The sequence below is a fragment of the Cruoricaptor ignavus genome (genome assembly GCF_014961145.1).
Lineage (GTDB): Bacteria > Bacteroidota > Bacteroidia > Flavobacteriales > Weeksellaceae > Cruoricaptor > Cruoricaptor ignavus.
This window is the reverse complement of the sequence record NZ_CP063145.1, coordinates 579,318-602,355: the sequence shown is the minus strand read 5'-3', so window position 1 is coordinate 602,355 and position 23,038 is coordinate 579,318. Positions and strand designations below refer to the sequence as shown.

The 23,038-nt window shown below is 46.8% G+C and carries 15 protein-coding genes; 9 read left to right on the top strand and 6 right to left on the bottom strand.

All coding sequences use genetic code 11. From position 1 onward, the window contains the following. Nucleotides 1–7: 7 nt before the first annotated feature. Nucleotides 8–1,267 carry a CinA family nicotinamide mononucleotide deamidase-related protein gene (locus IMZ16_RS02760; RefSeq protein ID WP_193440393.1) on the bottom strand — a complete coding sequence of 420 codons (1,260 nt, stop codon included), beginning with the start codon at nt 1,265–1,267 and terminating at the stop codon, nt 8–10. A gap of 162 nt (nt 1,268–1,429) precedes the next feature. Here IMZ16_RS02760 and lipA point away from each other — a divergent pair, with 162 nt between their 5' ends. After that, nucleotides 1,430–2,296, top strand: coding sequence for a lipoyl synthase (lipA, locus tag IMZ16_RS02755; RefSeq protein WP_193440392.1), 867 nt, complete (start codon nt 1,430–1,432; stop codon nt 2,294–2,296). A 52-nt stretch (nt 2,297–2,348) separates the two neighbouring features. Here the strand turns inward: lipA and IMZ16_RS02750 are convergent, their stop codons facing one another. Continuing rightward, on the bottom strand, nt 2,349–4,472 hold the full coding sequence (locus tag IMZ16_RS02750) for a S46 family peptidase (RefSeq protein WP_227411548.1): 2,124 nt from the start codon (nt 4,470–4,472) through the stop codon (nt 2,349–2,351). A 72-nt stretch (nt 4,473–4,544) separates the two neighbouring features. Between IMZ16_RS02750 and IMZ16_RS02745 the strand changes: the two genes are divergently transcribed. Together IMZ16_RS02745 and IMZ16_RS02740 are read left to right on the top strand one after the other, a co-directional pair. Beyond that, nucleotides 4,545–4,949 carry a hypothetical protein gene (locus IMZ16_RS02745; RefSeq protein WP_193440391.1) on the top strand — a complete coding sequence of 135 codons (405 nt, stop codon included), beginning with the start codon at nt 4,545–4,547 and terminating at the stop codon, nt 4,947–4,949. A 13-nt stretch (nt 4,950–4,962) separates the two neighbouring features. Continuing rightward, nucleotides 4,963–5,439: a hypothetical protein gene (locus tag IMZ16_RS02740; RefSeq protein ID WP_193440390.1), complete on the top strand. Its 477-nt coding sequence runs from the start codon at nt 4,963–4,965 to the stop codon at nt 5,437–5,439. 40 nt (nt 5,440–5,479) lie between these two features. Here the strand turns inward: IMZ16_RS02740 and ligA are convergent, their stop codons facing one another. Together ligA and IMZ16_RS02730 are read right to left on the bottom strand one after the other, a co-directional pair. Next, complete coding sequence (gene ligA / locus IMZ16_RS02735; protein ID WP_193440389.1) at nt 5,480–7,480, bottom strand: NAD-dependent DNA ligase LigA; 2,001 nt, start codon at nt 7,478–7,480, stop codon at nt 5,480–5,482. 151 nt (nt 7,481–7,631) lie between these two features. Next, on the bottom strand, nt 7,632–9,734 hold the full coding sequence (locus IMZ16_RS02730; RefSeq protein ID WP_193440388.1) for a catalase: 2,103 nt from the start codon (nt 9,732–9,734) through the stop codon (nt 7,632–7,634). Between the two features lie 182 nt (nt 9,735–9,916). Here IMZ16_RS02730 and dnaE point away from each other — a divergent pair, with 182 nt between their 5' ends. The 5 genes from dnaE to IMZ16_RS02705 all read left to right on the top strand — a co-directional run bounded on the left by dnaE (nt 9,917) and on the right by IMZ16_RS02705 (nt 20,876). After that, complete coding sequence (gene dnaE / locus IMZ16_RS02725; RefSeq protein ID WP_193440387.1) at nt 9,917–14,551, top strand: DNA polymerase III subunit alpha; 4,635 nt, start codon at nt 9,917–9,919, stop codon at nt 14,549–14,551. Between the two features lie 161 nt (nt 14,552–14,712). Then, nucleotides 14,713–15,312, top strand: coding sequence for a TetR/AcrR family transcriptional regulator (locus IMZ16_RS02720; RefSeq protein WP_193440386.1), 600 nt, complete (start codon nt 14,713–14,715; stop codon nt 15,310–15,312). Beyond that, nucleotides 15,309–16,640: a TolC family protein gene (locus IMZ16_RS02715; protein WP_193440385.1), complete on the top strand. Its 1,332-nt coding sequence runs from the start codon at nt 15,309–15,311 to the stop codon at nt 16,638–16,640. Before IMZ16_RS02720 ends, IMZ16_RS02715 begins: the two co-directional genes overlap by 4 nt. Nucleotides 16,641–16,644: 4 nt before the next feature. After that, entirely contained in the window at nt 16,645–17,700 is a 1,056-nt protein-coding gene (locus IMZ16_RS02710; RefSeq protein WP_193440384.1) for an efflux RND transporter periplasmic adaptor subunit, read from the top strand. Between the two features lie 17 nt (nt 17,701–17,717). Further along, nucleotides 17,718–20,876, top strand: coding sequence for an efflux RND transporter permease subunit (locus IMZ16_RS02705; RefSeq protein WP_193440383.1), 3,159 nt, complete (start codon nt 17,718–17,720; stop codon nt 20,874–20,876). A 64-nt stretch (nt 20,877–20,940) separates the two neighbouring features. Here the strand turns inward: IMZ16_RS02705 and IMZ16_RS02700 are convergent, their stop codons facing one another. Beyond that, complete coding sequence (locus IMZ16_RS02700) at nt 20,941–21,648, bottom strand: ABC transporter ATP-binding protein (protein WP_193440776.1); 708 nt, start codon at nt 21,646–21,648, stop codon at nt 20,941–20,943. Nucleotides 21,649–21,726: 78 nt separating this feature from the next. After that, the gene (locus IMZ16_RS02695) at nt 21,727–22,014 is read right to left on the bottom strand and encodes a rhodanese-like domain-containing protein (protein ID WP_073180373.1); all 288 of its coding nucleotides are present in this window, start codon (nt 22,012–22,014) and stop codon (nt 21,727–21,729) included. A gap of 54 nt (nt 22,015–22,068) precedes the next feature. Between IMZ16_RS02695 and queG the strand changes: the two genes are divergently transcribed. Continuing rightward, on the top strand, nt 22,069–22,995 hold the full coding sequence (queG, locus tag IMZ16_RS02690) for a tRNA epoxyqueuosine(34) reductase QueG (RefSeq protein ID WP_193440382.1): 927 nt from the start codon (nt 22,069–22,071) through the stop codon (nt 22,993–22,995). Nucleotides 22,996–23,038: the final 43 nt, after the last annotated feature.

The window sequence follows — 23,038 nt, the reverse complement described above, 5'->3', positions numbered from 1 at the left end:
TAAAATCTTACCGATTTTTACCAAGCGTCAAAATTTCTACTAAATCCTGCAGGGTTTTCTGCGCTACGAATGCCATAAAATCCTTCCGTTCATAGTGCGGCAGGAAAAGTTTTTTAGTGATTTCAAAATCCTTCACCCTGATGGAATAAAAAACTGTCCCGATTTCGTTGCCGTCCTCATCGCTCATCGGTCCGGCAACACCTGTTGTTGAAATCGCGATATCTGTCCCGAAAAGTTGGCGGCAGCCTTCGCTCATTTCCTGCGCAACCTGCTGAGAAACAACGCTGTAGGTGTCAATCGTTTGCTGACTGACTTTTAAAATCTCAACTTTTTTCGCGGTTTCGTACGCCACGATTCCACCCTTGAAAAATGGTGAAATCCCAGGAATACTTGTGATTAATTTCGCAATTTCGCCGCCCGTGCAACTTTCCGCCGTGGAAAGCGTGAGCCCTGAATTGAAAACTGCCGTCGCAAAAATTTCCGTGATGCTTTCGCCATTCCAGGAAATTACATTCTCTGAAATCAGCGGGCGAAGTTTTTCCACTTCATCGCTGATTTGTGTTTTTACTTCGCGCTCATTTTCTCCTAAGCCTGTGATTTTCAGCTTGATGCGGTTGCCAATCGGTAAGTACGACAGGCTGATGTTTTTCGGCAAAGCCAATTCCCAAGCTTCGATTTTTTCTGCCAGCAAACTTTCGGGAATGTTCACAAGTGTAAGCGTTCGGGAAATGATGAAGTGCAGCTGATGCTCGTTTTTCAGGTGTGGAATAATTTTGGTGCGCATCAAAGCCTTCATTTCAGAAGGAATTCCCGGAAGGCAAATCGCAGTTTTACCATCTTTCTGCATCAGCAGGGAAGGCGCTGTGCCGTAGTCATTTAGAAAAATGTGCGCAGATTTCGGAATTTCGGCTTGCGGTCTGTTCAGTTCGAGCAAATGTTCGCGGTTTCTTTGCTTGAAAATTTGGCGGAGATTTTCGAAAGTGGCTTCATCGAAAACTAGTTCATCACCGAAAAATTCGACAAAAGCCATCTTGGTTTTGTCGTCTCTTGTAGGGCCAAGTCCACCGGTTGTGATGATGAGGTCATTCTTTTGAAAGCCTTGCTGCAAAGCATTTTTGATGACTTCCATATCATCGGAAATCGTGCGGATTTCAGAAACTGCGATGCCGATGGATTTCAGTTTCTCCGCTATAAAATTCGAGTTGGTATCCACGGTGCTTCCGGAGAGAATCTCATCGCCGATGCTTAGGATGCAAGCTTTCATCATATTTTTGGAATGTTGGACTAAGTTAGCGAAAATTTATAATTTTGTATTTAGAAGGTTATGAGGTTTTGAGGTGGCAATTAATTCTTCGGTTAATTTTACTGTCAATTTTAACCCATTAACCTCAGCGAAAAAAATCAATTAAAAAACTGTTCGGAATTTCTGATGACGGAGAATGTGACGGAAAGTGCGGTGCAGAAACCGAAGTGGATTCGCGTGAAACTTCCTACCGGGAAAAATTACCGCGAACTGCGAAGCCTGGTGGATAAATACAAGCTGAATACGATTTGCCAAAGCGGAAGCTGCCCAAATATGGGGGAATGCTGGGGCGAAGGCACGGCTACATTTATGATTCTGGGGAACATCTGCACCAGGAGCTGCGGTTTCTGCGGCGTGAAAACTGGAAGGCCGTTGGATGTGAACTGGGATGAGCCGGAGAAAGTAGCCCGCTCGATAAAGCTGATGAGGATAAAGCACGCGGTGCTGACTTCCGTGGACAGGGATGACCTGAAGGATATGGGCTCGATACTTTGGGCGGAAACTGTAAATGCCGTGCGGAGAATTTCGCCGGGAACTACGATGGAAACGCTAATACCGGATTTCCAGGGCATTCATAAGCATCTGGATAGAGTGGTGGAAGTGGCACCGGAAGTGATTTCACACAATATGGAAACCGTGAAGAGATTGACGCGTGAAGTGCGGATTCAGGCAAAATATGAGCGAAGCCTGGAAGTGCTGAAGTACCTGAAAAGCGCAGGGCAACGCCGCACGAAAACCGGCGTGATGCTGGGTCTTGGCGAAGAAAAACACGAGGTTTTCCAAACGATAGAGGACATCCGCAATGCTGATGTGGATGTGATAACGCTGGGGCAATACCTGCAGCCTACGAAGAAACATCTGCCGGTGAAGAAATTCATAACGCCCGAAGAATTCGATGAATACGGAGATTTCGCGAGAAGCCTTGGCTTCAGGCATGTCGAAAGTTCACCTTTGGTGAGAAGTTCTTACCACGCTGAGAAACATATACATTAGTTTAAGGTTTTAGGTGAAATAAAACCGCGCTGAGAATTTCAGCGCGGTTTTGTTATTTTACAATTTTCATCTCATCGAGAAGCCATTTCGAATCAGCAAATTTATCCACGATGAAGAGAATGTACTTGGTATCCACCATTATGTTCCGGCTAAATTTCGGATCATAGTTGATGTCACTCATCGTACCTTCCCACTGTCTGTCGAAATTTAAACCAATCAAATTTCCGTAGGCATCAAGTGCCGGGCTTCCGGAATTTCCGCCGGTTGTATGGTTGGTAGCGGTAAATGCCAGCGGAACATCGCCGGTTTTATCCTTATAAATTCCGAAATCCTTGCGGTTGTAAAGGTCGATAAGTTTTGCTGGCACATCAAATTCATAATCGCCCGGGATGTACTTTTCCATCACACCAGACAAATGCGTTTGGTAGTTGTAATGCACGGCATCGCGCGGATTTGAACCCTTCACCTGACCATAGGTAACGCGCAAAGTGGAATTAGCATCCGGGAAGAACTGCCGTTCCTTATCCGTAGCCATTTGCTCCGCCATAAATTTTTTCTGAAGTGCATCTATCTCGTTTTGCAGCGCGGCAAATTTCGGCTCGGTGGTTTGTAAATAATTGTTCTTTATTTCTGCCGAAAGCTTAATCAGCGGGTCGTTTTGCAGATTTTGCAGAAGGGAAGGGTTTGCCAAAAATTTATCCAAATCTGCCGTTGCAGAAATGCCGTTCAGCGTAGCCCTTCCGGTAATTACCGAGTTTTTAGACATTTCTTCAATTGCCGGAAGATTGCGGTTTTCATCCTTATATTGCGCAAAGTTTTTCGGCAAAAACTGCTGCGGAATTTGGTTGGCATACAGCGCCAGAAGTTTCGCCGTAACCTTGGCATCCAGCTCTGCATCGTAGTTCCGGTAGATTCTGTTCAGCCGGCTCTTCAGGTTTTTCAGCGTTTCTGCATCCAGCTTTCCGCTTTGCGAAAGATTGAGATAAGTGCTGTAAAAATCAGCAATTGCTAAAGTCTCAGCATTACGCAAAAGCTCGCCATAATAAGCGCGGTGCAATGCGTAGGGTGCCTGCTCGTTGTATGCCTTGTTCAGTCCGTCAATCGTGGTTTTCATTGCCGGATTTTTGGAAATTAATTTCTGCTCGTAAGCCAATTTCTTCCCAACAGCGTTTGATTTCTTCAGGCCTTCTGCTTCGCCAATCCACTTTTTCCAGTAGTTGGCTACGGATGCATATTTTGAAGCGTATTTAATTCTCGTGGCATCATCCGCCCGCATTTTTTCGTTCAGCGTTTTCAGCGCCACATCTCGTACGGAAATCATTGCAGGGTTTATATCCGTCATTATTTTCTGCACCGCAATTGCCGGCAGGTATTCCTGCGTTCTTCCTGGGAAGCCGAAAACGAAGGTGAAGTCGTCCTCGTTTTTATCCTTGATGGAAACCGGCAGAAAATGTTTCGGAACAAATGGCACATTATCCTTGCTGTATTCCGCAGGCTTGTTGTTCTTATCGGCGTAGATTCGGAAGAATGCAAAATCGCCGGTATGCCTTGGCCAAACCCAGTTATCCGTATCACTGCCGAACTTTCCGATGCTTTCCGGTGGTGCACCTACCAGCCTTACATCCTTGAAAGTTTCGATGATGTAGGCATAATATTTATTGCCGTAGTACATTGGCTTCACGGAAACCTTTTGGTACGGCTCGGTTCTGAAAGATTGCGAAACGCGCTGAATATTAGCGTTTATTTCATTTTCCGTTAAATTTGAAGTGGGCAGAATTTGCGCCGTCACATCTATGATATCCACGATGAAGTCCACCGTTACGCCAGGGTTTGGCAATTCGCCCGCCATATTTTTCGCCCAGAAACCGTTCCGCAAATAATCATTCTGAACGGAAGAATGCGACTGAATTTGGCCGTAACCGCAGTGATGATTGGTGAGCAGAAGGCCTTTCGGCGATACAATTTCCGCCGTGCATCCACCGTTGAACTGTACCACTGCATCCTTTATCGAAGGCTTGTCCCGGCTGAAGATGTCCTTCGCCGAAATTTTCATGCCAAGCTGCTTCATTTCCTTTTCATTCAGTTCGGTGGGAATCCACATCCCGCCGTATTGCTGCGCAAAAGCAAGCGCCGCCGCAAAAATGGCCGATGCGGAAAACCATTTCATTTTCGTCATAAAATTCAATTTTGCATAAAAATACGGAATAATTTTTGAAGCGTAATTCCCACAAATATTTTACCCAAAAAATTGGAACTTCACCATCAGATTCTCTACCTATTTTTGCTCGCAATTCCGGTGGCCTGCGTTTCCTGGACGGTAACTAATGAACGGATTTTCCAAGAGTTTCGCGAGAAATGCCAATACCGCTCGGAAAACTGTGACAACCTGCCCGGCAAACTTTTTTATTATTTGCCTACCTGCCATTATTGTTTCAGCCACTATGTTGCGATTTTTTTCTTAATTTTAACGAAGTTTAAAATGCTCACCGAAAATTGGACGGGATACCTGATTTCAGGCTTTGCAGTGGTTTTCGTGGCAAATTCTTACATCACGGTATATGCCATTTTACGGCAAATGCTGAAGGTGGAAAGACTGGAAGGCAACCTGAAAGATAATGAATGGCGCGAAGTAAAGGAAGAAATTAACGATTAAAATTTATAATAAAATGGAAAACGAAGAAAGGAAATTGCAAGAATACGGCTACGATGATTATAAAATCGTAACAAATTTCGCAAATTTTGAAGAAGCTGAAAATTATGCCAGAGAGAAAAACGGCGAGCTGATTGAGGTGGGCTTCACTGATGGTTCGGACAATCCTATGCCGAACGACCACGCTAAACTTATCGAAAACCGCAAGGTTTTCCGTGTAGCGCTGGACCCTGAGTACGATGTGGTATATTCCGACGAAGAAGGCTTCCAGGAAAGGGCTCAGGACTTGTTGGAAGATATGAAAAAATTGGAAAACGATGTGGCGCCGGAAGATTGGCTTGCCGACCAGAACATTGCAACTGGCGACAGAATTATGATTTTCAAAGACGGCGAAATCAACACGATTACCACGCGTGAAAGAATTAAGTTTTTAATGCGTGGCGATCTTTACGAACTTGCGGTGAAGGTGAACGATCCTGAACTTAGCGAATAACGAAAAAAAACTGTGAAACTGCCGGAAAACCCGGCAGTTTTTACTTCAGCAAATCCAGGAATTGCTGTTCATCCAGAATTTCCACCGTCCCTATTTCCTGCGCCTTTTTTAGTTTGCTGCCCGCTTTTTCGCCTGCCACTAAATAATTCAGGTTTTTGGAAACCGCGGAAATATTCTTGCCGCCGTGCTTTTCCACCATTTCTTCCGCCTGCTCTCTCGTGAAAAGCGAAAGCTTTCCGGTGAATAGAAAAGTTTTCCCGGCTAATGCATCGCTAATCGTATCTGTTTGATTTTCAGATTTTTGCAGCTGAACGCCGTACTGTTTTAGTCGCTCAACCATCAATAGATTTTCTGGCTGTTCAAACCAGGCAATGATGCTCAGCGCAATTTTTTCGCCGATATCTTCCACCTGGGTTAGTTCATCAAGCGAAGCACTTTTCAGCTCATCGATTGATGGGAAATTCTTCGTCAGTTTCTTCGCCACGGTTTCGCCGATGTGCCTGATTCCCAGCGCAAAAAGCACTTTTTCATAAGGAATCTCTTTCGATTTCTCAATGCCGTTAATGATATTCTGCGCAGATTTTTCCGCCATTCTTTCCAGCGGCAAAAGTTGTTCTTTCGTTAATGCGTAGAAATCCGCCGGATTCTCTATCAGCTTTTCACGGTTCAGCTGTTGGATGGTTTCCTGTCCCAAGCTTTCAATGTTCATCGCTTTCCGCGAAACAAAGTGAATCATTTTCCCGACGACTTGTGGCGGACAATGCGCTTCGTTCGGGCAGAAGTGTATCGCCTGTTCTTCAATTTTTACGAGTTCCGTTCCACATTCCGGACAATGCGTAATGTATTGAATTTCAGAACTTTGCGTATCTCTTTTGTCTAAATTTACACCGGTAATTTTCGGGATGATTTCGCCGCCTTTTTCCACGAACACAAAATCATTCTCGTGCAAATCGAGTTTTTTGATGATGTCTTCATTGTGCAAAGAAGCCCGCTTTACCACGGTTCCTGCCAGCAAAACCGGCTTCAGGTTGGCCACCGGTGTTATGGCGCCGGTTCGTCCAACTTGGTAGGAAACGCTCAGCAGCTCGGTTTCTGCTTTCTCCGCCTTGAATTTGTATGCCATTGCCCATCGTGGTGATTTTGCGGTGTAGCCCAACTGTTGCTGTTGATTTAAGGAATTGACTTTCAATACGATACCATCAATTTCAAAGGGTAATTTATGGCGTTCTGCATCCCAAAAATTGATGAAATCTTTCACATCCTGCAGCGTTCTGCAAAGCCGCGAATTTTCCGAAATCGAAACATCCCAGGATTTTGCTTTCTGCAGAATTTCCCAATGCGTTTCCGCAGGAAAATCTTCGCCCACAAACTGATACAAAACCGCTGACAGCCGGCGTTTCCGCACTTCCGAAGAATCCTGAAGTTTCAGGCTTCCGGACGCTGTGTTCCGCGGATTCATATAAAGATCAAGGCCATCTTCAGCGCGCTGAGCATTGATGCGGTCGAAGTTTTTTCGCTGCAGGAAAATTTCGCCACGCATAAAAAACCGTTGTGGAAAATCGCCCGAAAGCTTCAGCGGCACATCCTGAATTGTGCGCACATTTCCCGTGATTTCATCGCCCTGGAAGCCGTCACCTCTTGTTACAGCTTCGGTCAGGATTCCGTTTTCGTAAAGCAGCGAAATGGAAGCGCCGTCGTATTTCAGCTCTGCCACAAATTCCACAGGCTCGTCCAAAGTGCGTATTATGCGGCGTTCCCAATCTTCTAAGTCATTGAAATCGTACGAGTTATCCAGAGAATACATTCTATACTGATGCCGAACGGTTGGGAAGTTCTTCGTGATTTCGCCGCCAACACGAAGCGTAGGCGAATTGGCATCGTAAAATTCTGGGTGCTGCTGTTCCAGCGTTTGCAGCTCCTTCAGTTTGGCATCGAATTCAAAATCCGAAATCGTGGGCTCATCCAGCACATAATAACTGTAGTTGTGCTGCTGCAGTTCTTCCCTTAGGCTTTCGATTTTCTGCTGAATTTCCGCGGACATCCGATTTTGTTTTGAACAAAAATAAGGATTTTAGCCAAGCCAAAATTCAACAGTATTTGAAATATAATTTGGAAAATAATGATATAAAAGTATAATTATATAAAAATATAAATAAAAAAACCGGAACTTTCGTTCCAGCTTTTTGCAGATTTTAAAGCGTTTTTTCGCGTTCCCAATAGCGGTGTTTTTTCACCGCATTCAGGAAGTTCTCCAAGTCATCTTTCAAAATCGCTTCATCATTTTTAATGATGGTTTTGTCTATAAATTTCTGAGCTTCAGCATCATAGCCTATCGCCTTGCAGTGCTTGAACGCATCGTTTGCAAATTCTGCGGCGTTCTTTTCATTCAGCAAAAATTTCACATTTTTCTCACCACCAATCACATATAGCGCATCAAACAAAACCGATGCAGAATTGAAATAAGTGAATTCCTTGTTCTCGATTTCGCTGCCGTCATCAGCTTTTATCATACCAAGCATTGGTGCAACTGTCGCACATTTTCCGCCTTCTTTTTCAATGGCAGATTTTACTTGATCGAAGGATTTTCTGTCAAAACCATCGCTGATGAATACAGCGATTTTCCGCGATTTCATCGTGTCTTTCACAGTATTCGCCATACTCAGCGCTTCAGACTTGGATACAGATGGTTCTTTAATTACGCTTGCAGCATCCTCTGCGGTTTCATCTGCATTCCGCACAAAATTCTCTACCGGTTTGGCTTCTTTCGGTTCATCGATGCCGAGTTTTTTCGCCACATATTGAGCAAGATCGAGATCGATGTTGGTAAGCATCTGCACCACGCGCTCACGGATTTCCGGCGTTTTCACTTTGGAAAGTTCAAACGAAAGTGCATCCTTGATGTGCTGCTGCTCGTGCTCTGCCTGGCTGTTGTAGAAAAGTTTCGCCTGGCTGTAGTGATCCAGGAAGCTTTTGCTCCTTGCGCGGACCTTGTGCGCATCCACTCTCTTTCCGTGGGATACGAAACCGCCCTGAGTCGCCATTGCTAGGAATGGGCAGCCCCCGCCCGTGGAGTTCGGGGTGTAGGATGCTTTCCCTTTGTGGATAAAATGCTGAGACGCACCCTCGCGCAGCGTATTTTGTACCTGCTCCAGGGGCCGATTGATAGGCAGCTGTTGGTGGTTTACGCCAAGTCGGTACATCTGCGTGTCCGAGTAGGAGAACAGCCTTCCCTGCAGCAGCGGATCGTCGGAGAAGTCGATTCCCGGTACGATGTTGCCTGGGTGAAATGCCGATTGCTCTACCTCCGCGAAGAAGTTTGTCGGGTTTTTCGTCAAAGTCATTCTCCCGATGATCTCTACCGGCACCAGTTCTTCAGGGATCAGCTTGGTAGGGTCGAGGATGTCGAAATCAAATTTGTGCTCATCCTCCTGCGGGATGATCTGCACGCCGAAATCCCATTCCGGAAAATCGCCTTCTTCTATCGCCTGCCAAAGGTCTTCACGGTGGAAGTCGCTGTTCTTCCCGCTGATTTTCTGCGCTTCGTCCCAGGCTACGGAATGCACGCCCAGCACGGGCTTCCAGTGGAATTTCACGAAGTGCGCTTTGCCATCTTTATTTACAAGTTTAAAGGTGTGCACCCCGAAGCCTTCCATCATCCGCAGGCTTCGCGGAATGGCGCGGTCGCTCATAGTCCACATTATCATATGTGCCGTCTCGGGGGAAAGCGATACGAAATCCCAAAAAGTATCGTGTGCGGAGGCAGCCTGCGGCATCTGATTGTCCTGCTCCGGCTTTACGGCGTGCACCACATCGGGAAACTTCATCGCATCTTGGATGAAGAACACGGGGATGTTGTTTCCTACAAGGTCAAAATTCCCCTGTTGAGTGTAAAATTTTACGGAAAAACCCCGAACATCCCTCGGAAGATCTGTGGAGCCGCGGAAGCCCGCCACCGTGGAAAGCCGCACGAATACAGGCGTTTCCTTGCCTTCGCCGTTTAAGAAATCTGCGCTGGAGTATTGGCTCATATCCTTTGTAAGCCTGAAAACGCCGTGCGCACCGCTTGCCCTGGCATGCACTACGCGCTCCGGAATTCTCTCCCTGTCGAAATGCGCGAGTTTTTCGCGGAAGATGAAATCCTCTATCAAAGACGGACCACGCTCACCAAGTTTTAGTGTATTATGGCTGTCATTTACCGGAACTCCGGTGTTTGTGGTAAAGGTTTTCCCTTGTTGATTAATGGTTTCGTGCTGCAGGTCGTCGGTCTTTGCAGTCGGTTTCTCGTGGTTCTTCATTTGGGTAAAAATATTTTAACCAAAGATAAGGCGAAAAGCTGCCGCAAAAATCCATCGGCGAAAATTTGTTCAAATATGGAAGGTTTCTAAATTGCGAGGTTGTACAAACCAATTTTCGTGGAAATTTGTGCTATTTTTTTCCGTAGTTTTGGTGACTTTTTCTTCGATAAATTTTTCATAAAATGTACCTGATTTTCGATACGGAAACTACCGGATTGCCGATTAATTATAATGCGCCTCTTTCTGATTCTGCGAATTGGCCAAGAATGGTGCAGATCAGTTGGCAATTGCACGATGAACTTGGCAATCTCATTGAAAATCAAGACTTTATAATAAAGCCAGAAGGCTACGATATTCCTTATAACGCTTCCAGAATCCACGGCATTACCACGAAAATTGCTAATGAAGAAGGCCGTGATTTGGCGGAGGTTTTAGCCCAGTTTTCCGCCGTGCTGAAGCGCGCGAAAGTTGTGGTAGGGCACAATGTGGAATTCGATTACAAAATCGTGGGCGCGGAATTTTTTCGGAAAAACCTGGAAGACCAGCTTCAGAAAATTACGATGGCAGATACGATGATTCTGGGCACGGAATACACGGCGATTTCTTCGGGAAAAGGAAAATTCAAATCGCCAAAACTTGAGGAAATTTACGAGAAACTTTACGGCGAAAAGTTTGACGAAGCGCACAATTCCGCTGCCGATGTGAACGCCACAGCACAGGTTTTTTTCGAAATGTGGCGGCAAGGTGTAATTTCCGCAGAACAAGTTTTTTCAGATTCTCGAAATTATCAGGCTTTTCGTGAGAAAAATGTAAAACCGATTTCGCCATTTGAAATCAAAATCAGAAGGCAGGTAGCGGCAATTAAGAAGCGGAAAACCGTAGATTTTGGCGATACAGCGGAAATTGATATCGGCGATTATTTCCACTTTCATAACCACAGCATTTACTCTGCCTTGCAATCGAATACGCACCTTAACGATTTGGTAACCAAGGCTTTAGCTAATAATTTTCCGGCTGTTGGACTGGTAGATTTGGGTAATATGATGGGCGCTTTCAAATTCGTTTTCGAAGTGGAAGAAGCGAATAAAAACATCAGCAGCAATTACCAAAATTACATCGAGCAAAAAGAAAAAGCCAAGAACGAAGGCACGGATTTCAGCGAAGCAGAACCAAGGCAATCGCCTTTAATCCCAATCATCGGCTGTGAATTCTATATTTCCGAAAGGCCGGAACAGAAGCAGTTTACGAAGGATGATCCGGACAGAAGAACGCAGATGGTATTGCTGGCGAAGAATTTCACTGGGTATAAAAATCTCGCAAAACTTTCAAGCCTTGGCTTTCTGCACGGCTTTTATTTCGGCGTTCCGAGAATTTCGCGGGAAATGGTGGCGCAGCATAAGGAAGGCCTCATCGCTGTTACAGGTGGAACTTTAGGAGATGTGCCGAACACAATTTTGGAATTTGGTGAGCAGAAAGGCGAAGAAATTTTCAAATGGTGGCGAAATGAATTTGGCAATGATTTCTATGTTCAGTTGCAAAATCATCAAATTGAGGAGGAAGAATATGTGAACGAAGTTCTGCTGAGTTTCGCCGATAAATATGGCGTGAAAATACTGGCGCAGAACGAAACTTTTTATACCGAGAAAAATGATGCACAGATTCAGGATATCCTGTTCTGCATAAAGGATGGGGAGAAACTTTCGTCGCCTGTTGGAAAGGGTTTTGGCAAAAGGCGCGGGCTTCCGTCTCAGGAATTTTACATCAAAAATTCCGAGGAAATAAAGCAAGCCTTCCGCAATTATCCCGATGCCTTCGAAGCCTACACGGAATTTCTTGCGAAATTTGAACCCTATAAACTTAAGCGCGATGTACTGCTGCCGAAGTTTGAAATTCCTGCAGAATTTCACAGCGAAGAAGATTTGAAGGACGGCGGAAAGCGCGGTGAAAACGCTTACCTAAGGCATTTAACCTACAAGGGTGCGCAGGAAAAGTACGGCGAAATAACGCCCGAAATTTCCGAGCGACTGGATTTTGAGCTGGAAGTCATTGCGAACACGGGCTATCCCGGTTACTTCCTTATCGTGCAGGATTTCTGCAACGAAGCGCGGAAAATGGGTGTGTGGGTTGGTCCGGGAAGAGGCTCTGCAGCCGGTTCTGCGGTGGCCTACTGCATCGGCATTACGAATGTGGACCCGATAAAATACGACCTGCTTTTCGAGAGATTCCTGAATCCTGAGCGGATTTCGATGCCGGATATTGACATAGATTTCGATGATGAAGGCCGCGATAAAATCATCAGATGGGTGGTGGAAAAGTACGGCAAAATGAATGTGGCGCAAATCATCACCTATTCTGTTCTCGGCGGAAAATCTGCAATAAAGGATGCTGGCCGTGTGCTGGAGCTGCCAATTCCCGAGACGAACAACATCGCGAAACTTGTGCCTTCCGTGCCAGGGATGAACATCGGCAAGGCCTTCAAAAAATACGACAAACTTTCGCCGGAAGACAAGGTGCTTGCCGATGAAATGAAAACCATTCTGGATAACCCTGAAGATGCGAGGTACCCTGTGCTGGACGCAGCGAAAAAGATGGAAGGTGCGGTGCGGAATACTGGAATTCACGCCTGCGGTGTCATCATCACGCCGGAAGATATTTCCAACCTGGTGCCGATAACTACGGCAGCGAAGGATGCGGAAATTCTGGTCTCCCAGTTCGATAATTCCGTGGCGGAAAGTGCGGGGCTTCTGAAGATGGACTTCCTGGGCCTCAGGACTTTAACCATCATTAAACACGCCATTCAGCTCATCAAGGAAAGACACGGCATAGAGATTAATCCGGATGAAATTCCGCTGGATGATGCCAATACCTACCGGCTTTTTCAGGAAGGCAGAACGATTGGAATCTTCCAGTACGAAAGTCCGGGAATGCAGAAATATATGCGTGAATTAAAGCCCACGGTATTTGCCGACCTGATTGCGATGAATGCGCTGTACAGGCCTGGCCCGATAAAGTACATCCCGAATTTTATTAACCGGAAGCACGGCCTGGAAGAAATCGTATATGATTTGCCGGAAAACGAAGAGTACCTGGCTGAAACCTACGGCATTACGGTTTATCAGGAACAGGTGATGCTACTTTCGCAAAAACTCGCGAATTTTACCCGAGGTGAAGCCGATACGCTGCGCAAAGCGATGGGCAAAAAGCAGAAAGATGTGCTGGATAAGATGTATCCGAAATTCATCGAGGGAGGAAAAGCGAACAACCTGGACGAAGAGAAACTCAACAAAATCTGGAAAGACTGGGAAGCCTTCGCAGAGTACGCTTTCAACAAATCGCACTCCACCTGCTATGCCTTGATTGCGTATCACACGGCTTACCTGAAGGCCAATTTTCCGGCGGAATATATGGCCAGCGTGATGAGCAACAATATTAACAATACCAAGCAAATCACGATGTTTATGGAGGACTGCCAAAGTATGGGTGTGGATGTACTTGGCCCTGATGTGAACGAGAGCCAGTACGGTTTTGCGGTGAATGAGAAAGGGCAGATTCGTTTCGGTTTGGGTGCGATAAAGGGCATTGGTGAAGGGCCCAGCGAAAGCATCGTGGAAGCAAGGAAGGAAGGGAAATTCAAGAATATTTACGATTTCTTCGAGCGGATTCCTTCGGCGCAAATCAATAAAAGGGTGGTGGAAAGCCTGGTAATTGCCGGCGCTTTCGATGAGGTGGACCATTATCACCGCGCGCAGTATTTCGCTGTGGATTCTCAGGGCAGAACCAATGTGGAAAGGCTTTTGAAATACGGCTTCAATTTTCAGAACGGGAAAACGCAGCTGGAAAATTCACTCTTCGCAGAATTTGCGGAGGGACTGGATGTGGAACAGCCAATAATAGAGCCTGCACAGGAATGGCCAAATATGCACAAGCTGAACAGGGAAAAGGAAATCATCGGCTTCTACCTTTCGGCGCACCCTCTGGATGAATTTCGGTATCAGTATCAGTTTATCCAGGGAAATTTCGGCAGAAAGCAAGTGCTTGAAAAACAGGAGGTTACGGAAGATAATTTAGCAGGAAATTTTTCCGATGAAATTTTACCTGAAGAAATATCGGCAGAAGCCGTGGAAATAGAGCTGAATGAAGACGGCGAAATTTCCGAAGGGCCGGTGAAAAAAGATGTGGAACCGAAGGGTAGTTTCAATTTCCTGAACCTGGATGAAATAGATGCTTTCCGCGAGAAAGCCTTTGGTGCAGGGCAAATAAAGCTGTTTGAAGAAACGAAGGACTACCGCGAAAAGCAGAAGATGAAGGCGAGCTTCCGGGAATATACGGTGGCTGGGCTGGTGACGGAATTTCTCGTTCGGGACGGCAGAAACAGCGGCGAAAAGGTGGCGTTCGTAACGCTGGAAGATTACACCGGAAGTTACCAATTCAGGCTTGGCGACAAGGATTATATGAGGCTTCGCGAAAAAATCGATCTGCAGCGCTTCCTGATTTTGAAAATAAAATTCACTATAGGGAGCGACGGCAGAATTTTCCTGAATGTGAATGATGTGCTGGAACTGAAGGAAGCCTTCGACCAGTTTGCAAAAAGCCTGACTTTGGTGCTGGATGTGAAGGAAATCCGGAAAAGCGACCTAGAATTCTTCCGCAATTCACTGATGAAAAAGGATGGCAAGCAGAAGGTGAGCATCCTCATAAAAAACCAGGACGACGGAACTCAGCTGGAAATGCCGTCACGGAAAGGCTTCGTGGATTTGGACGCAGCACTGATGACGGAAATTGCGGAAGAAAAAAGGTATGAGATATTTTTGAATTGAAATCTGTGTCTTGGTGTATAAAAGTTAGGCAATAAATTACCAGTGCCTCTATGATTTAATATAACCTTACTTTGCCCCTCAGTGTTAATTTTTTGAAAACTTGAAAACTTTTTTGGTTTTTTAGTTTTCATTGCTTTATCTTTGCCGCCGTATTCAGAGATATGGAGAAGGAATTTCTAGATAAAGTGCTAAACCTTTTTGCAGAAAACGGCGCAAAAACCGTTACGATGGGCGATATAGCCAAGGAAATGGGCATATCCAAGCGCACGCTTTACCAAAAATATAAAAATAAGGAAGCCCTGCTGGAGGATGTGATAGCTTATAAACTTGATGAAGGCTTGAAAGAAATGCATGAAATCAATCAAAGAGTTGAGAACCCTTTAGAAGTATATTTCTACAAGCACGAAAACTTCCAGCAGCAGGTAGAGAGCAACAAATCAGTTTTCGTGCGCCAGCTCATAAAATATTATCCTTCCATTTTTGAAAAATATATTGCCAATTTTTCAGATCAATTCATAAAATTTACCGTTGAAAATGTGAAAAAAGGCAGGGAAATGGGCTTGTACAGGGAGGATTTTGATGAAGAAGTATATGCAGATTTCGTTTTTCGTCTGTTTATTTCCTATGATTTCAATCCTGATCAATGCGATACCTTCGCGTCGCGCTACGGTTTTAATTTTAAAGTGATTGACTTTTACCTGAACGCCATTACTACGGATGCCGGTAGACATATTGTGAAAAAATACACCCAAAATTTATGAAAAAAATAATATTAACAACCTTGCTTACCGCAGGCCTGATGCACGCCCAGGAGGCGCGGCTGCTCACGCTGCAGGATGCCGTCAATTATGCCTTGGAAAACAAGGCAGACGCGCTGAAAGCCCGCAAGGATATCGAAAGAGCGGAGGCTAAAATCCGCGAAATCCGGGGGAATGTATTCCCACAGATCTCGGTGAATAGCGCAACCAACTACAATCCCCTGCTGCAGCAGTCGCTGCTGCCAGGCGAGCTTGCCGGTATGCCGGGGCAGAAGGTGCCGGTAACTTTTGGCACGAAGTGGAACTCCACCAATGTGGCGCAGATGCAGCAGCTGATTTTCAACGAGCAGGTCTTCACGGGGCTGAAAGCCGCAAGATCCACTAGGGAATTTTACCAGCTGAATGCCCAGCTTACGGATGAAAACCTCATAGAGCGTGTGGCAAACGCCTACTATCAGGTGTACAAAACCGACCAGATGATGAAGAATATGCAGGAGAACCTCTCCCTCACGCAGCAGACCTCCAAAGTCATCAAAGGTTTGCTGGATGCCGGGCTGGCACGCAAGATCGATTATGACCGGATCGTAGTGGCGGAAAACAACATCGCTTCCACGGTAAAAACGCTGGAAAATGCAACCCAACTCGCAGAAAATGCCCTGAAATTCTACATGGGGATGGATATCGCCCAGCCCATTCGCCTGCCGCAGGATACCTTTGAACCAAAATACCTCCCGGGAGAGCAAACCCAGTACGATGAAAGATCGGAAATAAAACTGGCAAAAAAGCAGATAGAGCTGCTGCAATGGCAAAAGAGAGCCTCAGAATCAGAATACTACCCGGTGGTGGCTCTTACAGCAAACTACGGCTGGTTGGGGCAGGGTGCCAAATTCCCCTGGTGGCACGGCGAGAAGGACGGGGTTTACTGGAACGATTTTTCCCAGATAGGGCTCAATATCAATATCCCCATCTTCCGCGGGTTTTCCGTAAAATCAAGAATTGAGCAAAACCAAATCGATATTGAAAAGGCCCAGCTGGATTTGAAGGACACCAAGATGGGACTGGATATGCAATATCAAAACGCAATTACCAAACTGCAGAATAATATGACACAAATTGAGATCCAACAAGGCAATGTAAAGCTGGCAGAGGATGTGATGAACAACACCCGCAGCAACTATCAGTACGGCCTTGCCACGATGAACGATATCGTAGATGCCGAAAGCGATCTGGCAGAAGCGAAGAACAACTACACCAATGCCCTGCTCGAGTACAAAATGGCAGAGGTAGAGCTTTTAAAATCTCAGGGCAGACTCCGGACTTTAACCCAATAAAATCATGAAAAAGAATACAATAATTACCATCCTCATCCTGCTGGCTATCGGCGCAGGAATCTACTTCATCCTTCAGAAAAATAAGGAAAAAAACGAGGCAAATGTAGCCGTAGTGGCACAGAAAAACAGCAATGTAGCCGTGCGCACAGAAGTTGTAAAACGCGAAAGCCTAAGCAGGGAATTCTCCGCCAACGGTACCTTCAAGCCCAATAAACAGGCGAATATCTCCCCGGAAATCGGCGGGCAGCTGGTTGCGCTCTATGTACGCGAAGGCAGCTATGTAAGGGCAGGGCAGAGCATCGGCAGGCTCGGGGGAGAGAAAATCAATGTGAATGTGAGCAATGCAAAAGCCAATCTGGACAATGCCCAGGCTGCGCTGAACCGCTACGAAATGGCATACAAGACAGGTGGGGTTACGGCCCTGCAGCTGGATCAGGCAAGGCTTGCCGTGAAAAATGCCAAAGCCCAGATGCAGTCTGCAAACCTAACTTCCGGCGATACCAACATTATCTCCAAAGTCAGCGGCATCGTAAACCAGAAGTTTGTTGAAGTAGGCAGCGTGGTAGGAGCCGGCACTCCACTTGTGGAAATAGTGGATATCTCCGTGGTAAAGCTTAAGGTAGATGTAGATCAGTCCGTGGTGAGCCACCTGCACAATGGGGATATCGTGAAAATAAAACCAGATGTTCTGGATTCCGAGATGGAAGGCCGCATCAGCTTCATTGCGCCTACTGCCTCCGGGGCGCTTCAGTTCCCCGTGGAAATCGCGGTAAACAACTCCGGAAACACGCTAAAAGCCGGCATGTACGGTACCGCGTACTTCAACCGCTCCGGCGCATCGGATGCGCTCACCGTACCGAGGAGTGCCTTCGTAGGCAGCGTGAGCGACGGGCAGGTGTTCATTGTAAAAGATAATGTGGCGTACCTGAAAAAAGTACAGATAGGAGCCAACCTAGGCGATAGGGTAGAGGTTGCCGGCGGCCTCTCTGCCGGCGATGTAGTGGTGACCAGCGGCCAGATAAACCTTCAGGACAAAACAAAAGTGCAAGTGCTGAAGTAATCCAGAAAACAGGAAAAATGAAATTAGCAGAAATATCGATAAAAAGACCAAGCATAGTCATCGTAGTGCTCGCGCTGATGCTTATCGGCGGCCTTTTCAGCTATACCAGGCTGAATTACGAGCTCATTCCGAAATTTGAGGTAAAGGTAGTTACCATTGCTACAATTTACCCCGGCGCTGCACCATCCGAGGTGGAAAATACCGTGACGCGGAAGGTGGAAGATGCGATAGCCTCGTTGGAGGGCATTAAAAAAATTCAGAGTAAATCGTATGAGAGCCTTTCGGTGGTGATGATTCAGTTCACGGATGATGTGGATGTGGATTATGCGCTGAATGACGCTCAGAGGAAGATAAACGCCATTCGTTCAGATCTCCCAGAGGATGCGGAAGAGCCTTCACTCAGCAAATTTTCCCTATCCGATCTTCCAATCATCACGATGGGAATCACTGCTAACCTTACCGAGGCAGAGCTCTATGACCTTGTGGATCAGCGCATCCAGCCGGAGCTTTCGCGGATATCGGGCGTGGCGCAGGTGAATATTATCGGTGGGCAGGAGCGGGAAATACGGGTGAACCTCGATCGTGAGAAGCTGGAAGGATACGGCCTCACCGTGCCGCAGGTACAGCAGATGATCGCCGCATCCAATTTGGATTTCCCGACGGGGAACCTACAGTCCCGCCAAACCTCCACTATCATTAGGCTTTCGGGAAAGCTTGCCACCGTGGATGAACTGAGGCACCTCGTCATCTCCTCTGTAAATGGGCAGGTAATCCGTCTTTCCGACATAGGGGAGGTGGAAGATACCCAGAAGAAAACGGAAAAACTGGCGAGAATAGACCAGCAGAATACGCTGCTGCTGCAGGTGCAGAAGCAGACGGATGCCAACGCCGTAGAGGTAAGCCGGCTGGTGAAAGAAAAAATTGTACAGATCCAGAATCAGTACAAAGCTCAAAATGTGCAGCTTACGGTAGCCAACGACACTTCGGAATTTACGCTGGAGGCTGCAGACCATGTGTTGAAAGACCTTATGATAGCCATCGCGCTTGTAGCTTTCGTGATGCTTTTCTTCCTGCACAGCCTCCGCAATGCGCTGATAGTGATGGTGGCAATCCCGGCGTCTCTCATCGCCACATTTATCGGGATGCTGCTTTTCGGCTATTCATTAAACCTGATGAGCTTGCTCGGCCTCTCCCTGGTGGTGGGGATCCTGGTGGATGACGCGATAGTCGTGATTGAAAACATCCACCGCCATATGGAGATGGGGAAAAATAAAGTGCGTGCCGCTTATGACGGCGCCTCGGAAATTGGCTTTACCGTAGTTGCCATCACGATGGTGATTGTAGTGGTGTTCCTCCCCATTGCGCTCTCCACGGGTATGGTTTCGAACATTATAAAGCAATTCTGCGTCACCGTGGTTATCGCGACACTGCTTTCCCTCATCGTGTCTTTCTCAGTAGTGCCGTGGCTTTTCTCCAGATTCGGTAAGCTGGAGCACATCAGCAGAAACAATATTTTTGGTAAGATAATTTACAAATTCGAGGACGGGCTGAAGTGGTTTACCTTAAAAATGGAAAACATCCTGAAGTGGAGCCTTCACCATAAAATTGCCACCTTTGCCGTTGTTACAGTACTATTCATCAGCTCCTTAGCCCTTCCTGCCTTAGGGTACATCGGTTCAGACTTCTTTCCGGGTAACGACAGAAGCCAGTTCCTCCTGCAGCTGGAAATGCCCAAAGATGCCTCCATCGAAGAGACCAACTTTATGACCCGCCGCGCGGAGCAATACCTGGCGAAAAGGCCGGAGGTAGTGCGGCAGATCACGATGGTGGGGCAGTCCAGTACGGGCTTCGGGGCATCTCAATCCACCGCATACAAATCGGAGATAAGCGTATTCCTCACGGATAAAACGGAACGGAATAACGAGCCTACAAAAGTATACGGCGCAAAACTGAAACGAGAGCTGGAGAAGATACTCATCGGTCCGAAAATCAGCGTGATACCCATTGGTTTTATGGGAGCGGAAGAAGCTCCCCTGCAGATGACAATTACCGGCCCTACTACCAAGGATGCGATGGAATATGCCGAAACAGCTATGAAAATCCTGCAGTCCATCGATGGATCTACCGAGGTGAAAACCACTGTGGAAGAAGGAAACCCGGAGGTTGAAGTAAGCATTGACAGAGACAAAATGTCTATGCTGGGGCTGAATATAGCTACCGTAGGGCAAACTATGCGCACCGCCTTCGCAGGAAATACGGATAATAAATTCCGCACCGGCAGTACTGAGTACGACATAAATATCATTATGGATGAGGGCAACCGCTCCACCATAGACGATATCCGGAACCTCTCCTTCATTAACCCCATGGGGCAGAAGGTTTTCCTTTCCCAGTTTGCCGATGTTTCCTATGGCTCCGGACCTACGCTCCTGGAGCGCTACGACCGCGCGCCATCCGTTACCGTACAGTCACAAGTCGTGGGTAAAACTACCGGTACGCTGGCCTCCGAATGGGAAGAAAAGCTATCCGCGGTGCAGAAGCCATCCGGCGTGGAATGGCGCTGGGGAGGCAATATGGAAAATCAGAGCGAAGGCTTCGGGACGCTCGGCTACGCGCTACTGGCGGCTATTATGCTCGTTTATATGATTATGGTGGTGCTGTATGATGATTTCGTAAAACCCTTCATCGTACTCTTCTCCATCCCGCTCTCCTTCATCGGGGCACTCTGGGCGCTGGCGCTCACCAACGAGTCACTTAATATTTTCACCATCCTCGGTATCATTATGCTCATCGGTCTCGTGGCGAAAAACGCGATCCTTCTTGTAGATTTCGTAAACCACCGTATGGAAGCCGGCGAAGATATTGAAACTGCACTCGTACAGGCGAACCACGCCCGGCTACGGCCAATCCTTATGACTACCATCGCCATGGTGTTCGGGATGATACCCATTGCAACGGCTACCGGTGGTGCGGCGGAGACCAACAAAGGCCTCGCGATTGTAATTATTGGCGGGTTGCTCTCCTCTCTCTTCCTTACCCTCGTCATAGTGCCGGTGGTGTACTACATCATTGTTAAGCTGGAAAACCGCTTCAGTAAGCACGACAAGATAAACTATGAAGAAGCAATGGTGGAAGACTATGAGCCCATCAAAATAAAGGAAGAGTACGAAATATAATTTTTTAGTTCAAATAAAAACGCGGCGCAGTACCTCTGTGCCGCGTTTATTTTTAAGGAGAGACTTATGAATATCCTCCCATCGTATATTCCGCAAAGGCTTCCTCCAGCGAGCGGAACCTTCCCTTGAAATCCTGCACGGCACAATCCTGCACAATGCTGCCTTTGTTTATGAGGATTACGCGTGTGCACAACGCCTCCACCTCCTGCATAATGTGTGTGGAGAGTATCACGGATTTCCCGCTGCCCACATTGCGGATCACCTCCCGTATCTCCAGGATCTGGTTGGGATCCAGCCCGTTGGTAGGCTCGTCCAGGATCAGGAGTTCCGGCTCGTGCAGTATGCTCGCCGCCAAGCCCACCCGCTGCCTATAGCCCTTGGAAAGCTGTCCCGTTTTTTTCGATTTTTCCGGCGTGATCCCGGTAAGCGCTATTACCTCATCTATTCTTTTTCTTGAAACCTTCCGCACATCTGCCACGAAATCCAGGTACTCCCTTACGAACATATCATTGTACAGCGGATTATTCTCGGGGAGAAATCCCATTTTCGCCTTGGTTTCCAGGGGAAATTCTGCAATATTTTTCCCATTAAAAATTAACTCGCCGTCATCCGGAGTCAGCGCTCCGGTAATAGATTTCATCAGGGTGGATTTTCCTGCACCGTTCGGTCCCAGCAATCCTACGATCTCGTTAGCGCCAATTTCCAGACTGATGGCATTCAGCGCAGTCTGGCTGCCGTATTTTTTGGTAAGGTTTAATATTTTTAAAGACAAAATAATCAGCTTTCGGTGGGCAAATTTAAACAAAAAAATCACCGGAGACTCCGATGATTTCTGTAATATTTTTTAAGGTTATCTCGCCTCCAGCGCGGCTTTCACATCTTCATACCCGCCCCCGTTGTACACTTCCGTCAGACCTTGCTCTTTGAAGTAATCTGCCGCCTTCTGGCTGCGCTGCCCGCTTTTGCAGAAGAAAATCTTCGGGCCCGCCAGATTCTCGATTTCCTGTTTGCGCACCTCAATCTCGTCTAGCGGAATGTTTGTTGCGCCCTCCACGGAGCCGTCCACATCGAGCTCCATCGGCTCGCGCACATCTATCAGGTGATAATTGTCACCACTCAAAAGTTCTTTCAGATCCATAATAGCATTATTTACACTTCCAAATATAATCAAAATATTAGTTTTGCAAAGCCAATGCACGCGAAAACACAATATTTTTCTCAAATAATCAAATCTGCTGCTCGGCGTTTCGGCTTCCAGAGTTGCGGTATTTCCCGGGCAGAATTTCTGGAAGATGAGGCACCGCGCCTGGAGAGGTGGCTGCGCGAGGGCATGCACGGGGAGATGCGATATATGGAGAATTATTTTGATAAGCGGCTGGATCCAAGGCTGCTGGTGGAAGGTGCCAGGTCCGTGATCTCATTATCTTACAATTATTTTCCGGAAGAAATTTTGCCGGAGGAAGGGAATTACAAAATTGCAAAGTATGCCTATGGCGAGGATTATCACGAGGTAATAAAAGCCATCCTTCGGGAGATGTGTGAGCATTTGCTGGAGGAGATCGGGGATTTCCATTTCAGAATTTTTACGGATTCTGCGCCGGTTTTGGAGCGTGCCTGGGCGAAGCGGGGTGGCATTGGCTGGGTAGGAAAAAATTCGAATCTCATCACTAAAAAGCACGGCTCGTTTTACTTTCTCGCGGAAATCATCTGCGATCTGGAACTGGAACAGGACCCGCCGACAACTGACCATTGTGGCAATTGCCGTCGCTGCATTGATGCCTGCCCTACGGGCGCCATTGTTTCGGAAAAAGTGGTGGACGGCAGTAAGTGTATCTCCTATGCGACCATCGAACTTAAAGATCAGATACCGTTTTTTTTTCAGGATAAGATGGAAGACTGGATGTTCGGCTGCGATATTTGCCAAGATGTTTGCCCCTGGAATCGGTTTTCCCAACCGCACAGTCAGCCGAAATTCTACCCGAATGAAAAACTTACAACAATGCGGAAGGAGGATTGGAAGGAGCTTACCGAGGAAGTTTATGCCGAGATTTTCAGAAAGTCTCCCGTGAAGAGGGCTAAATTTTCCGGACTAATGAAAAACATTAAAAATCTTCCTTAAATTTTAAACAAAACAGGCTGCCAATCGGCAGCCTGTTTTAAAA

Coding starts and splice junctions, on each gene's coding strand:
- IMZ16_RS02695 (WP_073180373.1), bottom strand. CDS start 22,014: ATGGATCTGAAAGAACTTTTGAGTGGTGACAATTATCACCTGATAGAT.
- lipA (WP_193440392.1), top strand. CDS start 1,430: ATGACGGAGAATGTGACGGAAAGTGCGGTGCAGAAACCGAAGTGGATT.
- IMZ16_RS02740 (WP_193440390.1), top strand. CDS start 4,963: ATGGAAAACGAAGAAAGGAAATTGCAAGAATACGGCTACGATGATTAT.
- IMZ16_RS02720 (WP_193440386.1), top strand. CDS start 14,713: ATGGAGAAGGAATTTCTAGATAAAGTGCTAAACCTTTTTGCAGAAAAC.
- ligA (WP_193440389.1), bottom strand. CDS start 7,480: ATGTCCGCGGAAATTCAGCAGAAAATCGAAAGCCTAAGGGAAGAACTG.
- IMZ16_RS02750 (WP_227411548.1), bottom strand. CDS start 4,472: ATGACGAAAATGAAATGGTTTTCCGCATCGGCCATTTTTGCGGCGGCG.
- IMZ16_RS02760 (WP_193440393.1), bottom strand. CDS start 1,267: ATGATGAAAGCTTGCATCCTAAGCATCGGCGATGAGATTCTCTCCGGA.
- IMZ16_RS02730 (WP_193440388.1), bottom strand. CDS start 9,734: ATGAAGAACCACGAGAAACCGACTGCAAAGACCGACGACCTGCAGCAC.
- IMZ16_RS02715 (WP_193440385.1), top strand. CDS start 15,309: ATGAAAAAAATAATATTAACAACCTTGCTTACCGCAGGCCTGATGCAC.
- queG (WP_193440382.1), top strand. CDS start 22,069: ATGCACGCGAAAACACAATATTTTTCTCAAATAATCAAATCTGCTGCT.
- dnaE (WP_193440387.1), top strand. CDS start 9,917: ATGTACCTGATTTTCGATACGGAAACTACCGGATTGCCGATTAATTAT.
- IMZ16_RS02710 (WP_193440384.1), top strand. CDS start 16,645: ATGAAAAAGAATACAATAATTACCATCCTCATCCTGCTGGCTATCGGC.
- IMZ16_RS02705 (WP_193440383.1), top strand. CDS start 17,718: ATGAAATTAGCAGAAATATCGATAAAAAGACCAAGCATAGTCATCGTA.